Origin of the sequence: Nonomuraea rubra, assembly GCF_014207985.1 — a bacterium.
GTDB lineage: Bacteria > Actinomycetota > Actinomycetes > Streptosporangiales > Streptosporangiaceae > Nonomuraea > Nonomuraea rubra.
Genome location: NZ_JACHMI010000001.1, coordinates 6,213,738 through 6,229,965 on the forward strand (window position 1 = coordinate 6,213,738; position 16,228 = coordinate 6,229,965).

11 protein-coding genes and 3 pseudogenes are annotated in these 16,228 nt (G+C 68.6%); 7 read left to right on the forward strand and 7 right to left on the reverse strand.

The window, feature by feature from the left end:
• Positions 1 to 6 precede the first annotated feature (6 nt).
• The 3 genes and pseudogenes from HD593_RS61870 to HD593_RS28315 form a co-directional block, all read right to left on the reverse strand.
• Positions 7 to 153 (reverse strand): hypothetical protein, encoded by a 147-nt coding sequence (locus HD593_RS61870; protein ID WP_281402475.1) that lies wholly within the window; start codon positions 151 to 153, stop codon positions 7 to 9.
• Positions 154 to 920: 767 nt separating this feature from the next.
• Positions 921 to 1,170, reverse strand: a pseudogene (locus HD593_RS61875) (YbhB/YbcL family Raf kinase inhibitor-like protein); the annotation flags it as partial.
• A 55-nt stretch (positions 1,171 to 1,225) separates the two neighbouring features.
• Positions 1,226 to 2,245 (reverse strand): winged helix-turn-helix domain-containing protein, encoded by a 1,020-nt coding sequence (locus HD593_RS28315; protein ID WP_246546762.1) that lies wholly within the window; start codon positions 2,243 to 2,245, stop codon positions 1,226 to 1,228.
• A gap of 242 nt (positions 2,246 to 2,487) precedes the next feature.
• On the opposite strand from HD593_RS28315, the pseudogene HD593_RS28320 reads away from it, so the two are divergent.
• Positions 2,488 to 3,264: pseudogene (locus tag HD593_RS28320) on the forward strand (IS256 family transposase); the annotation flags it as partial.
• Positions 3,265 to 3,270: 6 nt separating this feature from the next.
• On the opposite strand, the gene HD593_RS28325 reads toward HD593_RS28320, so the two are convergent.
• Positions 3,271 to 5,370: an ISAzo13 family transposase gene (locus HD593_RS28325; protein WP_185101737.1), complete on the reverse strand. Its 2,100-nt coding sequence runs from the start codon at positions 5,368 to 5,370 to the stop codon at positions 3,271 to 3,273.
• Between the two features lie 47 nt (positions 5,371 to 5,417).
• On the opposite strand from HD593_RS28325, the pseudogene HD593_RS28330 reads away from it, so the two are divergent.
• The 3 genes and pseudogenes from HD593_RS28330 to HD593_RS28340 all read left to right on the forward strand — a co-directional run.
• Positions 5,418 to 5,891 (forward strand): annotated as a pseudogene (locus HD593_RS28330) (transposase); the annotation flags it as partial.
• A 609-nt stretch (positions 5,892 to 6,500) separates the two neighbouring features.
• Positions 6,501 to 6,917, forward strand: coding sequence for an HIT family protein (locus HD593_RS28335; protein WP_221525005.1), 417 nt, complete (start codon positions 6,501 to 6,503; stop codon positions 6,915 to 6,917).
• A 15-nt stretch (positions 6,918 to 6,932) separates the two neighbouring features.
• Positions 6,933 to 7,370, forward strand: coding sequence for a nucleoside triphosphate pyrophosphohydrolase family protein (locus HD593_RS28340; protein ID WP_221525006.1), 438 nt, complete (start codon positions 6,933 to 6,935; stop codon positions 7,368 to 7,370).
• A 767-nt stretch (positions 7,371 to 8,137) separates the two neighbouring features.
• Here the strand turns inward: HD593_RS28340 and HD593_RS28345 are convergent.
• The 3 genes from HD593_RS28345 to HD593_RS28355 all read right to left on the reverse strand — a co-directional run bounded on the left by HD593_RS28345 (position 8,138) and on the right by HD593_RS28355 (position 9,895).
• Complete coding sequence (locus tag HD593_RS28345) at positions 8,138 to 8,497, reverse strand: hypothetical protein (protein WP_185105083.1); 360 nt, start codon at positions 8,495 to 8,497, stop codon at positions 8,138 to 8,140.
• Positions 8,498 to 8,568: 71 nt separating this feature from the next.
• The gene (locus tag HD593_RS28350; protein WP_185105084.1) at positions 8,569 to 8,748 is read right to left on the reverse strand and encodes a hypothetical protein; all 180 of its coding nucleotides are present in this window, start codon (positions 8,746 to 8,748) and stop codon (positions 8,569 to 8,571) included.
• A 739-nt stretch (positions 8,749 to 9,487) separates the two neighbouring features.
• On the reverse strand, positions 9,488 to 9,895 hold the full coding sequence (locus tag HD593_RS28355; protein WP_185105085.1) for an LLM class oxidoreductase: 408 nt from the start codon (positions 9,893 to 9,895) through the stop codon (positions 9,488 to 9,490).
• A 388-nt stretch (positions 9,896 to 10,283) separates the two neighbouring features.
• Here HD593_RS28355 and HD593_RS28360 point away from each other — a divergent pair, with 388 nt between their 5' ends.
• The 3 genes from HD593_RS28360 (at position 10,284) to HD593_RS28370 (ending at position 16,174) form a co-directional block, all read left to right on the forward strand.
• A complete protein-coding gene (locus HD593_RS28360; protein ID WP_185105086.1) occupies positions 10,284 to 10,742 on the forward strand; it encodes a hypothetical protein in 459 nt (152 codons plus the stop codon).
• A gap of 9 nt (positions 10,743 to 10,751) precedes the next feature.
• The gene (locus HD593_RS28365; protein ID WP_185105087.1) at positions 10,752 to 12,293 is read left to right on the forward strand and encodes a multicopper oxidase family protein; all 1,542 of its coding nucleotides are present in this window, start codon (positions 10,752 to 10,754) and stop codon (positions 12,291 to 12,293) included.
• 152 nt (positions 12,294 to 12,445) lie between these two features.
• Positions 12,446 to 16,174 carry a S8 family serine peptidase gene (locus HD593_RS28370; RefSeq protein WP_221525007.1) on the forward strand — a complete coding sequence of 1,243 codons (3,729 nt, stop codon included), beginning with the start codon at positions 12,446 to 12,448 and terminating at the stop codon, positions 16,172 to 16,174.
• Positions 16,175 to 16,228: the final 54 nt, after the last annotated feature.

Here is a 16,228-nt window from a genome sequence, read left to right on the forward strand (position 1 = left end):
GACGGCTCAGGGGGCGTCGTTCGTGACCGGCTCGCGGCGGGGCGCCGACGGGTCGTCCGTGATGGTTTCGCGGTTGTCCGGGGTGCCCTCGCGGCTGGCCGGCAGACGGCGCAGCGACTCCAGACGCGCCGGGCCGGCGTTGCCCGCCTTCACCCACGCGTCCAGCGCGCAGCCCTCACCCAGGTGCGTGCAGCCCTTGGGGGTCGGTGGCGTGGCTTCAGCCGGCCGATGCCTCCGGGGTAGGGGTTCCCGAGCGCGACGACGACGTCCAGCAGCGCCCTGTACAGCTGCCTCGACCAGGCCACGCGTCAAGACCGTCGCGAGGCCGAAACCACAACCACGACCTCTTCCACGACGGTCTTGACACATCAACTCCTCTAGGGAATCAGCCGAGGGACTGCAGGCGATCCATCTCCTCGTCGGAGCCTCAGTGTTCCGGCGGACACGTTTGCGGCGAGGTGGCCCGGATTCCCGGTGGCCGGAATGGCCAGCACGCGTGGCCCTTGCCCCAGCGTCCAGGCCAGCCCACCGTGATGCGCCGCGGCACCCCTACCAGCTGCGCGACGTCGACGACCGGCCCATCACCCCCCGAACAGGCCAGGGCCATCATCGCCGAGCGATGGACGGTCCCCGACGAGGTCCGCAACCGCCGCAGCCGCAGGAAAACCCCGGCATACAAGACGAGGAAAGCTCCTCACCAGATGAGGACGTGCTCGACATCGCCCGCGCGCACGGCGCAACCCCCGCGCAAATCCGGACGGAGCATCAGCCCGCTGGAAGCGGGTGATTCGCCGGCAGGACCTGGTTGTTCCAGGGCCGGTTCAATCACGTGCGGCACAGGCTGCCATGGCAAGCCGGAAACGCATCCTGTGTACGCTGGCCACGGCCGCCCTGCTGGTGGCGGGCTCCACGTGGCAGTCCGGGCCGCTGCCCGCCATCGAGGCCGAGCCCATGAAACGCGCCGCGCCGGTGTCGTTGCGCAGCCAGTAGGCGCCCTCGGGCAGACCCGAGCCGGCCTTGTAACCCGCTCCCTCGGGCAGCTCCGTGACGGTGGCGGGGATGCCGACGACGGCCCAGTGCCAGAACCCTGAGCCGGTCGGCGCGTCCGGGTCGAAGACCGTCACGGCGTAGCTCTTCGCCCCCTCCGGGGCCGCCACTCCAGGAGAGCTGAGCCGCGCCTTCCCGCAGGCCAGAATGGGTGCCGAAGGAGAGCCCGCGAGGGTCGTTAGCGTACATGAGGCGATCTAGTGAGGAGGGCTGTGCCGAGTTCGGTCGGGTGGTGGAGCATCAGATTGGCCTGGCGGACACTGGCGATGAGATTGGCCTGACGGAGGACGTGGGCGTGCTCACTCGCCGTGGAGACTGAGATGCCGGCGTCGCGGGCCAGTTCGCTGGTGCTGCAGCCTGGGGTATGTGATATGCGGTTGAGGATTTCCGCTCGGGTGCGGCCCAGCAGGGCCTCCAGGGCATTGCCCGCTTGGGCGTTCGAAGTGGTCCGGCGGGGAATCGGATAGGTCAGCACAGGAGGCAGGGCCGGGTCCACCAGCGCGACAGGGTTCCCTCGGCCGAGGTAGGAGGGGATCAGGGTCAGACCGCGTCCGCGGAGCTGGATCTCCCGGCCGGCTCCCGCCGGATAGTCGACCTCCAACACCGGAGGACGCCAGCGTATTGCCGACGTCAGGTTGGCCAGCATCTGCTCGGCGCCGCCAGTGAAGAGGTGACGTTGCATGATGGCGCGCTCTGTGGCCAGCGCGCGATCGATCTCAGACCAGTGGGGGGTGAGCACGGCTCGGCAGTAGCCGGCCACGACACGTCCGAGCCGTCGCATGGACCCCTGATCGCCGCGCGCGAGCTCCTCCAGGTCGGCCGAGGGTAAGCCGCTGCTGCGGCGCAGGACCTCCATCTCGCTTCGGACGCGTTTTCGCGGAGTGTCCACCAATGCCTGGAAGGCAGCCTCGTCTCCCAGTTGCGCTTGGATCGGCGTAAGGAAATCAGGAAAATAGGGCCCGCGAGGAGCGAGGGGAAGCAGCACAGCGCGGGAAGACGGCAGCAGGCCGCGTTCGGTCAGCCGGAGGTGCGCTTGTCGCCGCCAGGCGGCAAGCGCACGGTCGCTGTCACGGGATTGCAGGCGGTGCAAGCTGCCGACCATCTCCCAAAGCAGGTCGGTCCGGGTCGCAAGGCGGGTGAGCGCAAGATCCTCTGCGGTGAAAACGATCCTCAGCACGCTTCTGACGTGCTCTCTCAAGGTCTTCCCCTTCCTGGGACTGGACGGGCAAGTGCGTGAGGTGCATGTGTGCTGTGGAGCGGCGTGCGATTGTGATATTGCGATGGAGTTACCTGTGGTGCGTCAGGGGGTCCGGTCCTGGGTCACGTCCCGTCGAGTGGTGTAGAACCGGCCCTCATCGGCGCGTCGCCTTTAACGACAGAGGGCCATCGCGTGAGTCTCTGTGTGAAACCGCCAAGTGACACGCAGAGGAGAAGCACACGATGGCCCTGGACCAGTCTGCCCTGTTAGAAGTCCTTTCGGTACTGAAGAACTCCGAGGCGAGCGAACGTATCCGGCACGCCGCCGAGACCATCTACCAAGCCCTCATCGAGGCCGAGCTGACCGCGGTGATCGGCGCCGCCCCGAACGAGCGCACCCCGACCCGGGTGGCGCAGCGCAACGGGCACCGCCCCCGCACGCTGACCACCACCGCGGGTGATCTGGAGCTGCAGGTTCCCAAGCTGCGCACCGGCTCGTTCTTCCCCTCGCTGCTGGAACGCCGCCGCCGCGTGGACCAGGCCTTGTTCGCCGTGGTGATGGAGGCCTACCTGCACGGCGTGTCCACCCGCAAGGTCGACGACCTGGTCAAAGCCCTCGGCGCCGACACCGGCATCTCCAAGAGCGAGGTCTCACGGATCTGCGCCGACCTGGACGAGGAAGTATCCGCCTTCCGCGACCGCTCGCTCGCCAAGCAGAGGTTCCCCTACCTGTTCCTGGACGCCACCTACTGCAAGGCGCGAGTGAACCGGCGGGTGGTCTCCCAGGCCGTCATCGTGGCCACCGGCGTCAGCGCCGACGGCCGCCGCGAAGTCATCGGCTTCGCCGTGGGTGACAGCGAAGACGGCGCCTTCTGGACCGCGTTCCTGCGCTCGCTCAAGGCGCGCGGCCTGGCCGGAGTGCAGCTGGTCATCTCCGACGCGCACGCCGGCCTGGTCGCCTCCATCGGCGCAGTGCTGCTCGGCGCGGCCTGGCAGAGGTGTCGCGTGCACTGGAGCCGTAAAAAATCAAGGTGTCGATTCTGTGACTGCTGGGTTGTCGTCGTGTGGTGTGAGGGCGTTCAGGAGCGCGTCGGCGCTGGAGTAGCGGGTTGCGGCTCGGGTGACGGTGTAGTCGGTCTCCTCCAGCAGCGGGCGGACCCAGATCTGCGCGTTTCCGATGGTTCGCCGGCTCACCTGAAACAGCTCGGCCACGACTTGCCAGGTGCAGACCTTGCGCATGCCAAGGATGACCGCCAGGACGCGCTCGGCGTCGGTGATCTTCTCCTGGAAGATGCCTCCACGAGCGCTGGCCTGCCGGTCACCGCCGCGCTGGCGATGCTTGCGCTGCTCGGCCTCGGCGGCCTGCCGCAGCGACAGGCGCTCGGTCAGCGCGGCCAGTTCCGGGCGGCTCATCCCGGTCAGTGCCGGATCGGCGAGCAGCGCCAGCCGGTTCGGCCGTGCCGGGACGGTGTTGCTGTCCAGGAAGTCGCGCAGCGCACCGGCGCTGGTGAAGCGCAGCACGGTGGGCTTGATCGTGAGTTTGCGGGCGGCCAGGAGCTTGCCGGTCTCGGTGATCGCCTGACCGATCGGCGGCTGGCTGATCTCGAGCATCTCCGACAGGACGCGCTGGGAGCAGATCTGGCGGAGATAGACAATGGCGATCAGGGTCTTGTCGGCGTCGGTGAGCAGGGGGCGTCCGTGGTTAGCCTTGGCCTGCCGGCGTGGGCCACCACGGATTTCGAAGTTGCGCTGCTCGGCCAGGGCCGCCTGACCCGGAGCCAGGCATGCGGCCAGCTCGTTCAGCTCCTGGCGGCTCATCCCAGTCAGCCGGGGATCGGCCAGAGCATGCAGGCTTTCGGACCGGATGCGCGCCTGGTCATCGCATGGGGACAGGGGCGGGTGGCCGTCTGCCGGGCTGATTGTGTAGTTCCAGGCGCCGCGCTCGGTATGCGGGACGATGGGCAGCATGCTCATCCGCTCGGCCGACACCGACACGCCCAGCGGGTAGGCGTTGGTGTCCAGTTCGGCCGTGACGGTCAGCCCGGTGTGGGTGCGGGTCGCGGCGATGCTGTTGACCACGACCTCGTGGCTGGTCAGCGGCCTGCCGCGCCAGTTCATGGTGATGTGCGAGAACAGCCGGTGCTCTATCTTGTTCCACTTGCTGGTGCTCGGCGGGAAGTGGCAGACGGTCACCGTCAGCCCGGTCTCGGCGGCGAAGCCAGCCAGCTCGGCCTTCCATAACCGGAAGCGATAGCTGTTGGAGCCTCCGCAGTCCGCCGTGATGAGCAGCCGGTTCGCGTTCGGGTAGTCCAGGCTGCCGCGGCCGCGCCACCAGCGCCGGATCGATTCCACCGCGAACGCCGAGGTGTCGTGGTCGATCCCGACGTTCACCCAGCCCGTGTTGCGGGCCATGTCGTAGATTCCGTACGGGATCGCGTGCGGCACGTGCGGACCGGTGAAGAAGAAGCTGTGGTCCTCAACCCGGACCGGGTCGCCCTTGGGCCTCCATTGTCGGCCGGGGTTCGGCAGATCGCCCAGATACTCCTTCTTCTTCGTGTCCACGCTGATCACCGGCTCACCGTCCGCCTGATGAGCCTTGACCTGCTCGTTGATGTAACGAAATTGCGCGTCCCGGTCCGGATGCTGCTTGCCTTCCAGCGTCTTGGCATTGGCCTGCAAACTGAAGCCTTGGTCCTTCAACAGCCGGCCCACCGTCGGAGCCGAGACCGGACGGCCCTGCCGGGTCAGTTCCTGGGCCAGATCACGCAGCGACCTGGTAGTCCAGCGCAGCGGCGAGGCCGGATCCCCGCGCTCATCCGGCTCCACCAGCGCCAGCAGTGCCAGCACCAGATCCGGGTCCTGAGCTTCAGCCGTCTTGCGACCGCCACCACGACGACGGACACGGCCATCCGGCAGCGGATCCTCACCGGCCTCCAGCTCGAACACGCCGGCACGGACCGTCGTTTCGGACACTCTGGCCACTGCCGCCACCGCCCGCACCCCACCATGTCCGAGCAGCCGAGCCTCCTGGCCCATCACCAGACGCCGCTGCCGCTCGTTCAAATGCGGAAACAGCACCCTGAACCGCAAGGAAAGCTGATCGCGGACTTCGTCCGGTATGCCCATACCAGGCCAACGAGTTCAAGATCGAAAAGCAACGCCTTATTTCTTGACGGCTCCACTTCCTGCGAAATGTCCTGGCGACCGTCCCGAAGGGGTCGGCCGAGATGGTCGCCGCCGCCATCCGCACCATCTTCGCCCAGCCCACCCCGGACATGGTGCGCGACCAACTCGGCGTGATCGCGGGCATGCTCGGCCGCCAGTTCCCCAAGGTGCAGGCGATGCTGCACGAGGCCGCCGACGACATTCTGGCCTTCGCCGCGTTCCCGCCCGGGCACTGGAAGAAGATCTGGTCGACCAACCCTCTCGAACGGCTGAATAAAGAGATCAAACGCCGCACCGACGTCGTCGGCGTCTTCCCCAACCCAGAAGCGCTGCTCCGCCTGGCCGGTGCGGTGCTGGTCGAAGCCCACGACGAATGGCAAGTCGCCGACCGTCGCTACTTGTCCGAAAGCTCCATGGCCCTGCTCACCCCACCCACCACCAATCCACAGGAGGTGGCGCACACCGAACTCATGACGGCATAGTCGAACCAGCAGAGCCTCACGCGAGAACCGAACTACACCACTCCGCGGGACATGACCTCCAAAAACGCGACTCCACCCAACTCGGGGCATACCAGGGCCTCCAAGAAACCCGGATCGGTTCACTGCTTGTCGAGCCCGGCGACCGGTTTCGGCGCCGGTGCGGCTTCCTCAGACGAGGGGCGCGTCGGGGCGTAAGGCGTGCCGCCAGAAGGCGCTTGCCCGGTCAGGGAATGCCCGGCCAGCATCGGGGCGACGATCCTCCGGGCGGTCGCCAGGCCCCTCAGTCGCTCTTCCAGGGCCGCCACCTGCTCACGCAGCGACTCAAGTTGCCCGCGGACGGACTCCTCGTCCGCAGCCAGCTGTTCAAGTAGCGATGCTTCGCCCAACGTTATGCCCGACCTCCGCGTACCTGGCGCCGTGCGTAACCCGCAGAGATTGTACGACTACACAGAGTCACACAGGGCCTGCAACCCGTAACTGTAGATCGTGAAGAGACACATCTGTAACAGGCCCCTTACAGCCGAGCACAGCTCCACCTTCGCGACTGCAGACCGCCGGATGCTCGTGACACCTGCCGAGTGCGGGAAGATCGGGAACATGCCGATATCCATGCCCTCCGCGGACCGGTGTCCCTTCTGTGACTACCTTGCCGGGCTGAGCCCCGCCTCCATCCTGGAACAGGGGGAACACGTCGCCATCCTGGTCACCCGCTGGCAGCGGGGGCAAGGGCACGTGCTGGTGATCCCGGTCGCTCACCGTCCGACGATCATGGACGTGGCCTCCGCGGAAGAGCGGCACTTGATGAACGCCGTGCGGCGGGCCGCGCGGGCCATCGCCGCCGCCTACGACCCCGGAGGCATCGCCATCTGGCAGAACAACGGGACGCCCGCGCACCAGACCGTCCCCCATGTCCACTTCCATGTCGCCGGCACCCTGCCCGACGGCGGCACGCAGTCGGGCGAGATTCCTCCTCTCGACCTCGACGCAACCGACGAGATTGCCAAGCGCCTCAGCCCTCACCTCTGAGCGGGATCACCGGGAATGCGAACCCACGGCCCCGTAACGCCCTTACCGAATTACGGCGTCAAACCATCGCTGCCCCTCTGCGGACGCGGCCGAACCGCACAGCATGACCGGATAGGCGAGCACCTGAACTTCAATGAATATCAGCAGGCGGCGCTCCGAACGGCCGCTCCCAAGAACAAGCACAACGAGCTCTTTCACCTGCTCCTGGGGCTCGTTGGCGAGACGGGCGAGATCGCCGAAAAAGCCAAGAAAATCGTTCGTGATCACGATAGTGATTTCTCGCAGTGGGATTTAGAAGACCTCAAGAAGGAACTCGGCGACTCGCTGTGGTACATCGCCGTGATAGCCGATCATTTTGATATCGCGCTTGAGGAAGTTGCCCAACTCAATATTGCTAAGCTCGCCGACCGGCAGCGACGAGGAGTGATCGGCGGCAGTGGCGACGGTCGCTGATGTGCAGCCGCAGTCACATCAGGCGCGCCGACTCGATGTAATGAGGTTACGCCCGGCAAGCCGTCATGCTCGGTCATGGACCAGACCACGGGGGGCAAGGCCGGCCGGTAGCTGAAGCAGCCACATTCGTACATGACGAACGCATGCCCAACGAAACAAGCTGCACCCCTGAACATCCGGCCAGGAAACGATCTTCGCCAGGGCGCTCCGGCGCTGCTTAGACACCATCTCAGCTACTGGGAGCCCGCTCCTGTTCACCGGTCAACAGCCCAATCATGACCACACCCCGGCACTCTTCAGACCCGAGCCCCGACACCAAACCCCTTTGTCAGCAGGCTCTTAGAGTGACTATGAGTGATAGAATAAATATGTAAAGTCACTTCCATGGGATACAGAGAAGCATTGTCACCCCGGACTCTCCGTCGCCGCCTTCCAACAATCGAACAGCGATTTCACAGCCACCATGGAGAAACGCAACGGTCCTCTCGAAAACCGGCATGTTGTGCTAGGCAGTTCCGAGAGGGCGCCTGAAGAGCGAAGCTTGTGGTTTATTGCCGGTTATGCGTCGGGTGAGGTCGGGCCGGGTCGCAGCGGGTAGTGCCGGGTGGGCTGCAGGCCGGGCTGTTGGGCGGGCCGGTCTGCGCCGGTGACGGACAGGGCAGCCGTCGTACGGCCGCCGGTCGCCTCGCCTGTGGGAGAAGGCGCCTACCAATCAACGTCGCCCGGCAGTCACGCCGCGGGAGCCGACGATCGACGCCTACCTCAAGTCAGCGGTCGAACCAGCGGCTCGCTGCCGGCAGCAGCAACGCAACGATGACGACCAGCGGGAGCCACAGCCAGACCCAGCTGTAACTGCTGCTGAAGGCCAGCATGACCCCCTGAAGGGCGACCGTCGCCCAACGCACCCTTTTTCCGCGAGTAGACCAGCGCCACAGCGACCAGGCCACAAGAGCCGGGAGGACCACGCTGTACGCGAGAAACAGCCAGGCCACCGGGTTCGCGAACGAGCGCGTGTAGGCGACCACGTAGGCCAGGTTCACGATGAGTAACGCGGCTTGGAGGATCATGATGAATCGAGCTGCCCTGATGACGCTCGACGCTCGTTCGGCTCTGCTGATCTCGGTCACCCGCCCTACGTTGCCACCCGCAGATCACAACACGAGGGCCTTGAACGCTTCACCTGGAACGGACAGCGCACTTACGGCGCCGGCCAGGCGTCCGTCCCCCAGGCCAGGGTGGGAATGTCGAGCGCGATCAGCAGCGTCGGCCCCAGGGGCGAGGAACGCGGCGCGGAGCACGTCGGCGGGCCGAGCAGCAGGCAGGCCGGCACCGGGCACAGCCCCACGGCGACGCCGAACCCGGCTGGCGCCCAGGGCACGACGCACTGCCGCGACCGCGTCCGGGCCGATGGCTGGGGCGATGACAGAGCCGATGACAGAGCCGATGACAGAGCCGATGACTGGGCCGGTCAGCGCGGAGGAGGCGATCCCGCCCGGCAGCAGCCGGTAGCGACCCGCGGTGCGGATCAGGCGCTCCAGCCGGTGGTGCCGTGCGATTCGTTGCCCTCTCACCTGCGCGCTGTCCCTTCCACCGTTGCCAGGGCTCTGAGGAGGAGATGGCTGGAGACCCGCCGCCCGGTGCCCGCCGCCGACGCCTGCACGATCTCCTCCCTGTCTGTGGTCTCCGCACCACCCCTGGTCCGCGCTGTCTGCGGGGAGGGTCAAGAAGGCCACCCGGACGCGGCGCTTGACGGGCTTCGTGTACGGCCTGCCAGTCACGGCGTATACGCGTCGTCAACGTTCGGCGTCATGGCGGCGGCTATGGTCGTGGGCCATGTCGAGCCGCCCGATACCCCCACGAGCCACCGGACGCTTCCGGACGTCCGCACGCGGTGACACGACGACCCGTGTCGGACCGGCCCGAAGACCGTGGCCAGCGTGTATCGACCAGACCGCCCGATTGCACCGAACAGGGGGAGAGAGCACGACCATGGAAATGAGCTTGAAGTCGTCGTCATGCCCGTCCCTCGCCCCTTCGGCTCGCGCCCGCGGGCACGCAGAGGGCAGGCGCCGCCGTCCGGGCGCCGGCCTTCCGTCCGCTCGCTTTGTGCGTCTCCGTCAGCGGTCCAGGCAAGTGACGAGAGCTTCGGCGATCTCCAGGAACTCCCCATGCGACCGGGCCGACGCCTGCACATCGGCGAACGCCTCGCCGGCGCCGGCGCCTGCGACCTCGTGCAGGAACTCCACGACCTGGCTGACCGTGCCGACGTGAGTCACCTGTGCGGCCGGTGCCGGCAGATCCACGAGGGCCGGGTTGACGCGCACGACCAGCCGCAGTTCCGACGAGTCGCGGCCGGCCCGCTCGGCCGCCTGTGTCACCACACTCCACACGGCGCGCAGGTCTGCGGTGGGCAACGCCACCCGCAGCCGGCCGTCGGCGCGTCGGCCAACTCGGGCGAGCGCCGCCGGGGTGAGGCCCGCAAGACGGACCGGCCGCTGCCACAACACGTTCAGCGTGCTGGTCACCAGACGGACGTGGCCGGTGCGGGAGTACGCATTGAGGAATTCCCTAAGGCTGGACAAGAATAGTGAGCGTGGCCGCTCCGGACGGAGTCCCGAATGCGGCGAGCTGCTCAACACTATCTTTCGGTATTCGACTACCTGGCCACTCATCGAGCATTTCGGAAGAGCCGGAAAGGAAAGTCGAAGCAGCGCGAACCGGCTACGCGGATCACTCGTCTGCGATTCTTCCGAAGCGGCGACCGCTTCCTGGAGTCGCTCCCGGATACTTTTCCTGCTCCTGATGGTCGGGGCACCCATGACGACTTCCCTTGACCCGGAATATCACCCGGCCGCGTTATTGTGCCGTGCAGCGATCACGGCTCCAGAGAGCCGTTCTATATATGGAGGCGTAATGAGAAACGTTTACAAGGTCCTGGCCTATCTGGTGGCGATCCTGGTGGCAGTGCAGTCGGCGATGGCCGTCTGGGGCGACTCCGGGCTCAACAAGTGGATCGCCGAGGGCGGCGTACTCGACAAGTCGGTCTCCGAGAGCGGTGAGGCGCCCTTCCCCGAGGTCCTCGGCCTCGTCGTGCACGGCTTGAACGGGAAGATCGTCATTCCGATCGTGGCCCTGCTTCTGCTGATGTCCTCCTTCTGGGCGAAGGTCGATGGAGCCGTGCGGGCGGCCGCGCTGGTGCTCCTGCTCGTCGTGCTGCAGATCGGCTTCGGCACGTTCAGCGGTTCGCTTCCGCTGGTCGGCGCCGTACATGGAGTCAACGCGCTGCTGCTGTTCGTCGTGGCGCTGCATGCGGCACGACGACCCGCGGCCGCAGTGGCCGCACCGGAGCCCCACCCGGTCGCTCGCGGCTGACGGCGCGCCATGCGCAGCAAGCGCCCACGCGGGCGCCGCCCCCGGCTCGCCGTCGCGTATGCCGCGACCGCAGCGATCCTGGGACCGCTCATCTGGCTCTGGCAAGGCAGCCTGCTGCCGGACTCGTACTCGGTCATGACCATGGGGTACGCGGACTACGGCGGCGGACCGCACGCCTCCTCGTCGCCGACGGCGCCGGGAGCGGAGACGGTCGCCCACCACGAGCACGTGCCGCAGGCGGAGAGCGGGCGGGACGTCAGCCGGCTGATCGCCGATCCGGATCGCCCGGCCGACGTCGCCATGACCATCGTCGCCCGCCGGCAGCGGTTCCGCCTGCCCTCCGGCCGGGCCTTCGACGGCTACACGCTCAACGGCACCTCCCCCGGCCCCGCCATCAGGGCTGTGAAAGGACAACTGGTCCAGGTTCGGCTGATCAACGAGTCGGTGCCGGGAGGCGTCACCCTGCACTGGCACGGCGTCGACGTGCCCAATGCCGCGGACGGGGTCGCCGGCGTCACCCAGGACGCGGTCGGCGTCGGCGGCGAGTTCACCTACCGGTTCGTCGCCGACCAGGCCGGCACCTTCTGGTATCACTCCCACCAGATGTCGCACGAACAGGTCCGCGGGGGGCTGCTCGGGGCGCTGGTCGTCGCACCGGCGCGACGCGAGGACGCCGGCGCGGGCCCCATTGTGGACGTCGAGGCGCTGGTGCACCTGTACCAGGGGGTGCGCACCGTCAACGGGCACGAGGGTGACCTCCGCATCGCGGCTCCACCCGGATCGCGGGCCCGGGTACGGGTGATCAACACCGAGTACGGACTCATGCCCGCCTGGGTGAGCGGTGCCCCGTACCGGCTGATCGCCGTCGACGGCACCGACGTCAACGGCCCCGCACAGGTCCGGGACGAGGCGGTGGCGGTGGCGGCCGGAGGGCGCGCCGACCTCGAGGTCACCATGCCCGAGGACGGCTCGCCGATCCGGGTCCACCTCGGCGGCCCGAGCGGCATCGTGCTCGGCTCCACCTCGTATCACGCACCACCGGTACCCCGGCCGGCGGCGACACTCGACCTGCTCACCTATGGCGCGCGGGCGCCACTCACCTTCGACCCCGGCAAGCCGGACCGGCGGTTCGACTATGCCATCGGGCGCCGTCCCGGGTTCCTCGATGGAGTGCCCGGGCTGTGGTGGACCGTCAACGGCGGGCTCTACCCCGGCGTGCCGATGTTCCACGTAACGGAGGGCGAGGTGGTGCGGATGAGGATCTCCAACGACAGCGGCGAGGCCCATCCCATGCACCTGCACGGCCATCACGCGGTGGTGCTCAGCCGAGACGGCGTCCCCGCCACCGGGAGTCCCTGGTGGGTGGACTCCCTGGAGGTCGGCGTCGGCGAGACGTACGAGATCGCCTTCGTCGCCGACAACCCCGGCCTCTGGATGGACCACTGCCACAACCTGCCCCATGCCGGCGAAGGGCTGACGGCTCACCTGATGTACGAGGGGTACACCACGCCGTTCACTGTCGGAGGGCGGGCCGGCAACGAGCCGGAGTGAACCTGTGGACCCATGACGTGCTCCTGCCGCCACGAGCAAGATCCTTTTCGTTGCCTATGTGATATGGCATCGCGATGTACGCACATGGTCGACAGTGCTGCCTTTTTCTACAATTCCTGCGATTCAATCACTTCTGTCCCATAGGGGCCCTTTTGTCACTCGCATTCCGGCACGTACGCGTGCTGGCGGTATCGAGCATCGTTCTGGCCGCGTCGGCGGCCGTTCCACCCGCCGGCGCGGCCACGGCCGCCGTCCCGGCGTTATCCGAGTCATCCGCCGCGTCCGCACGCACGATCACCCTCATCACCGGCGACAAGGTGAAGGTCACGACCGGCCCCGACGGCGGCGTGACGTCCATGCTGCTGAGCCCGGACGGGCAGCGGCCCGTGGACGCCGTCACGCACACGGAGGCCGGCGAGAGGTACGTCTTCCCCCGGTCCACCCTGAAGTACCTGGCCGCCGGCCTGTTGGACCGGAACCTGTTCAACGTGACCCGGCTGCTGGCCAGCGGATACGACGACGCGCGGCGTGACCGCCTGCCGCTCATCGTCTCCTACACCGACGCCGCCGCCCGCTCCAGGACCGCCGCCGTGCCCCAGGGCGCCCGGCAGGTGCGCGCCCTGTCCAGCATCCAGGGCGCCGCCGTGGACGCCGACCGGTCGGCCGCGTTCTGGGCCTCGCTCACCAAGGACGCCCGCCTCCCCGGCTCCTCCGGCCGCGCGAGCGGCGAGGCGGCCCTCTCGGGCGGCATCGCCAAGGTCTGGCTCGACGGAAAGGTGAAGGCCGACCTCGCCGAGAGCACCGCCCAGATCGGCGCCCCCCAGGTGTGGGAGTTCGGCAACACCGGCGAAGGCGTGGACGTCGCCGTCCTCGACTCGGGCATCGACACCGCCCACCCCGACCTGGCCGGGCGCGTGGCGCAGGCCGAGACGTTCGTACCCGACCAGACCGTCGAGGACGGCCAGGGGCACGGCACCCACGTCGCCTCCACCATCGCCGGCACCGGCGCCGCCTCCGGCGGCAAGGAGCGCGGCGTCGCCCCCGGCGCCCGCCTGCACGTCGGCAAGGTGCTGGACAACGCCGGCGAAGGCCAGGAGTCCTGGGTGCTGGCCGGCATGGAATGGGCCGCCCGCACCGAACGCGCCAAGATCATCAGCATGAGCCTCGGCGCGCAGGCCACCGACGGCACGGACCCGCTCAGCGCGGCCGTCAACCAGCTCAGCGCCGAGACGGGCGCGCTGTTCGTGGTCGCCGCGGGAAACTCCGGCCCCACCGCCTTCACGGTCGGCACGCCGGCCGCGGCCGACGCGGCCCTGGCCGTCGGCGCGGTGGACGGCGCCGACCAGCCGGCCGACTTCTCCAGCAGGGGCCCGCGCGCGGGTGACCGCGGGCTCAAGCCGGAGATCACGGCTCCCGGCGTCGACATCCTCGCGGCACGCTCGCAGTACGCCGCCGAGGGCGACGGCTTCTACCAGACGATGAGCGGCACCTCGATGGCCACGCCGCACGTCGCGGGCGCGGCGGCGCTGCTGGCCGCGCAACATCCGGACTGGACCGGCGCCCAGTTGAAGGACGCCCTGGTCAGCACTGCCAAGCCCACCCCGGACCACTCCCCCGCCGAGGCCGGCAGCGGGCGTCTGGACATCGCCGCCACCAGCACCGCCACCGTGTTCGCCACGGCGAGCGCGTTCGCCGGCTACCGGTCGTACCCCGTCGAAGCGGGCACGACGAGCACCAAGGACGTGACCTACACCAACCTCGGGGAGGCTCCGGTCACCCTCGACCTGGCCACCCGCGTGAACGGCGCGCCGCAGGACGCGTTCACGCTGTCGCAGCCGCAGGTCACCGTCCCGGCGCACGGCACGGCCACCGTGCAGGTCGTCGCGCACTACGACGAGGTTCCCGCCGACACCACGGTCACCGGCACGGTCGAGGCCACGGACGCCTCGGGCGCCCCGCGCGCCCGCACCCTCATCGGCGCCGCGCAGGAGGGGGCGCGACACGTCCTCGCCATCAACGCCAAGGACCGCTCCGGCGAACCGCTGGGCGGCGACCTCATCCTGACGGGCAAGAAGTTCTTCGCCCCGCTCATCCTGGACCCCTCCGGCACCGGCACCATACGCATCCCCGAGGGCACCTACACCGCCTGGCTGCACGCCGACCTCGAGGGCGCGAACGGCCCCCGCTCCCGCGGCTACGGCGAGCTCGCGGTGACCGACATCGTGCTCGACCGGGACCGGACCGTCGTCATCGACGCGCGCAAGGCGCGGCGCCTGACCGCGGTCACCCCCAGGGCCAGCTCCCTCGACGGCGTCCGGATCGACGTCTACCGGGGCGTCGCCGACGACGACTACACCGCCACCAGCCGGTGGCCGGACGCCTCCTACGACAGCGTCTGGACGTTGCCGACGGGCGGCAAGGTGGGCGTGGGCGCGTTCGAGCTCGGCGGGCACTGGCGGCTGAACCAGCCGGCCATAACCATCTCCACCTCCGGCCACGACTTCGACGACGCCATCGTGCACCGCGGCGCGGCTCCGCTGCCCAAGGGCCACCACACGCTGGAGGCCGTCTTCGCCGGTGACGGGGACGCCGCCGGCTACCGGGGCAAGGGTGCCGAGGGCAAGGCCGTGATCGTCCGGAACAACGACACGGTCAGCCGCGAGGACCAGGCCGCCGCAGCAGCAGCGGCGGGCGCGAAACTGCTGCTCGTCGTCAACGACGGCCCCGGACGCATCGTCCCCTGGAACGACCCGATCTACGGAGCGCCGAACCTGGCGCCGCTGACGGTGGCCTCGCTGGGCATCGACGAGGGCGAGAAACTGATCGCGCAGATCCAGCGCGGGCGGCGCACCCTCCTCCACGTCACGTCGAATCCGGCCACCGAGTACGTCTACGACCTGGTCCACCGCTTCCAGGGCGCCGTGCCCGCGGACCCGGCCTACCGGCCAGGCAGCAAGGATCTGGCCCGGGTGAACGTCTCGTTCCGTAATTATCGGCAGTCCAGGGTGGTCGAGTCGCGCGACGACTACTGGCGGTTCGGATACAGCACCGCGACGGCCATCGGTGCCTCGGAGGCGCCGGCCATCGGCGAGCGCACCGACTACGTCACGGCCGGGGTGTCCTGGCACGAGGCGGCGACAATCGTCCGCGAGGTCGGCCAGGAGAGCATCCGACCCGTCGCGTACCGGGCGGGTACGAGCACGGACCTGCACTGGTTCGGCCCCATTCACCGGCCGCGCTCGGCACCCGGGACGTCGCCGCTGCGCCAGGACGACCTGCTGCAGGTGGTCCTGCCCGGTTGGGGCGACTCGGGAGCCGGCCACGTCGGGGGCACCTTCCTCAACAGCATGGTGTCCAACTCCCTGAAGCTGTACCAGGGAGACACCCTGCTGGGCGAGGCGCCCTACGACCAGCTGCTCGTCACCGGCCTGCGGCCGGAACGACTGCCGTACCGGGTGGTGTCGGAAAACTCCCGCGGCACGTGGGCAAACCCCTACTCCACCAGCACCCGCACCGAATGGGGCTTCACCTCCGAGGCAGGCGCCGCGGGCGCGATCGAGCGGCTGCCGTTCATCCAGCTCGACTACGCGGTGAACACTGACGTCGCCGGCAAGGCGCGCCGCCGCGCCGACCTCACCGTCACCCCCTCCCACCTGGACGGAGTGGCCGGGGCCGGCGACCTGCGAGCGGTCACCCTGGAGATCTCCTACGACGACGGGGCCACCTGGCGCAAGGCCCGCCTCGACCGGGGCAGGGACGGCTGGCGGACCCGTCTCGACGCTCCCGCCGCAGCGTCGTTCGTCACGCTCAGGGCCGCCGCCCGCGACAGCCGGGGCAACACCGTCGCCCAGACCATCACGCGAGCGTTCGGTCTGAAGTGACGCACCCGGTGGGAGGGCCGCGGCCCTCCCACCGGTGTCCGGCCCGGCCGGCTC

Bases quoted from the DNA above. Each gene is read 5' to 3' on its own strand.
- HD593_RS28325 (WP_185101737.1), bottom strand. From the start codon at position 5,370: ATGGGCATACCGGACGAAGTCCGCGATCAGCTTTCCTTGCGGTTCAGG.
- HD593_RS28335 (WP_221525005.1), top strand. From the start codon at position 6,501: ATGCCCTCCGCGGACCGGTGTCCCTTCTGTGACTACCTTGCCGGGCTG.
- HD593_RS28340 (WP_221525006.1), top strand. From the start codon at position 6,933: ATGCGAACCCACGGCCCCGTAACGCCCTTACCGAATTACGGCGTCAAA.
- HD593_RS28360 (WP_185105086.1), top strand. From the start codon at position 10,284: ATGAGAAACGTTTACAAGGTCCTGGCCTATCTGGTGGCGATCCTGGTG.
- HD593_RS28365 (WP_185105087.1), top strand. From the start codon at position 10,752: ATGCGCAGCAAGCGCCCACGCGGGCGCCGCCCCCGGCTCGCCGTCGCG.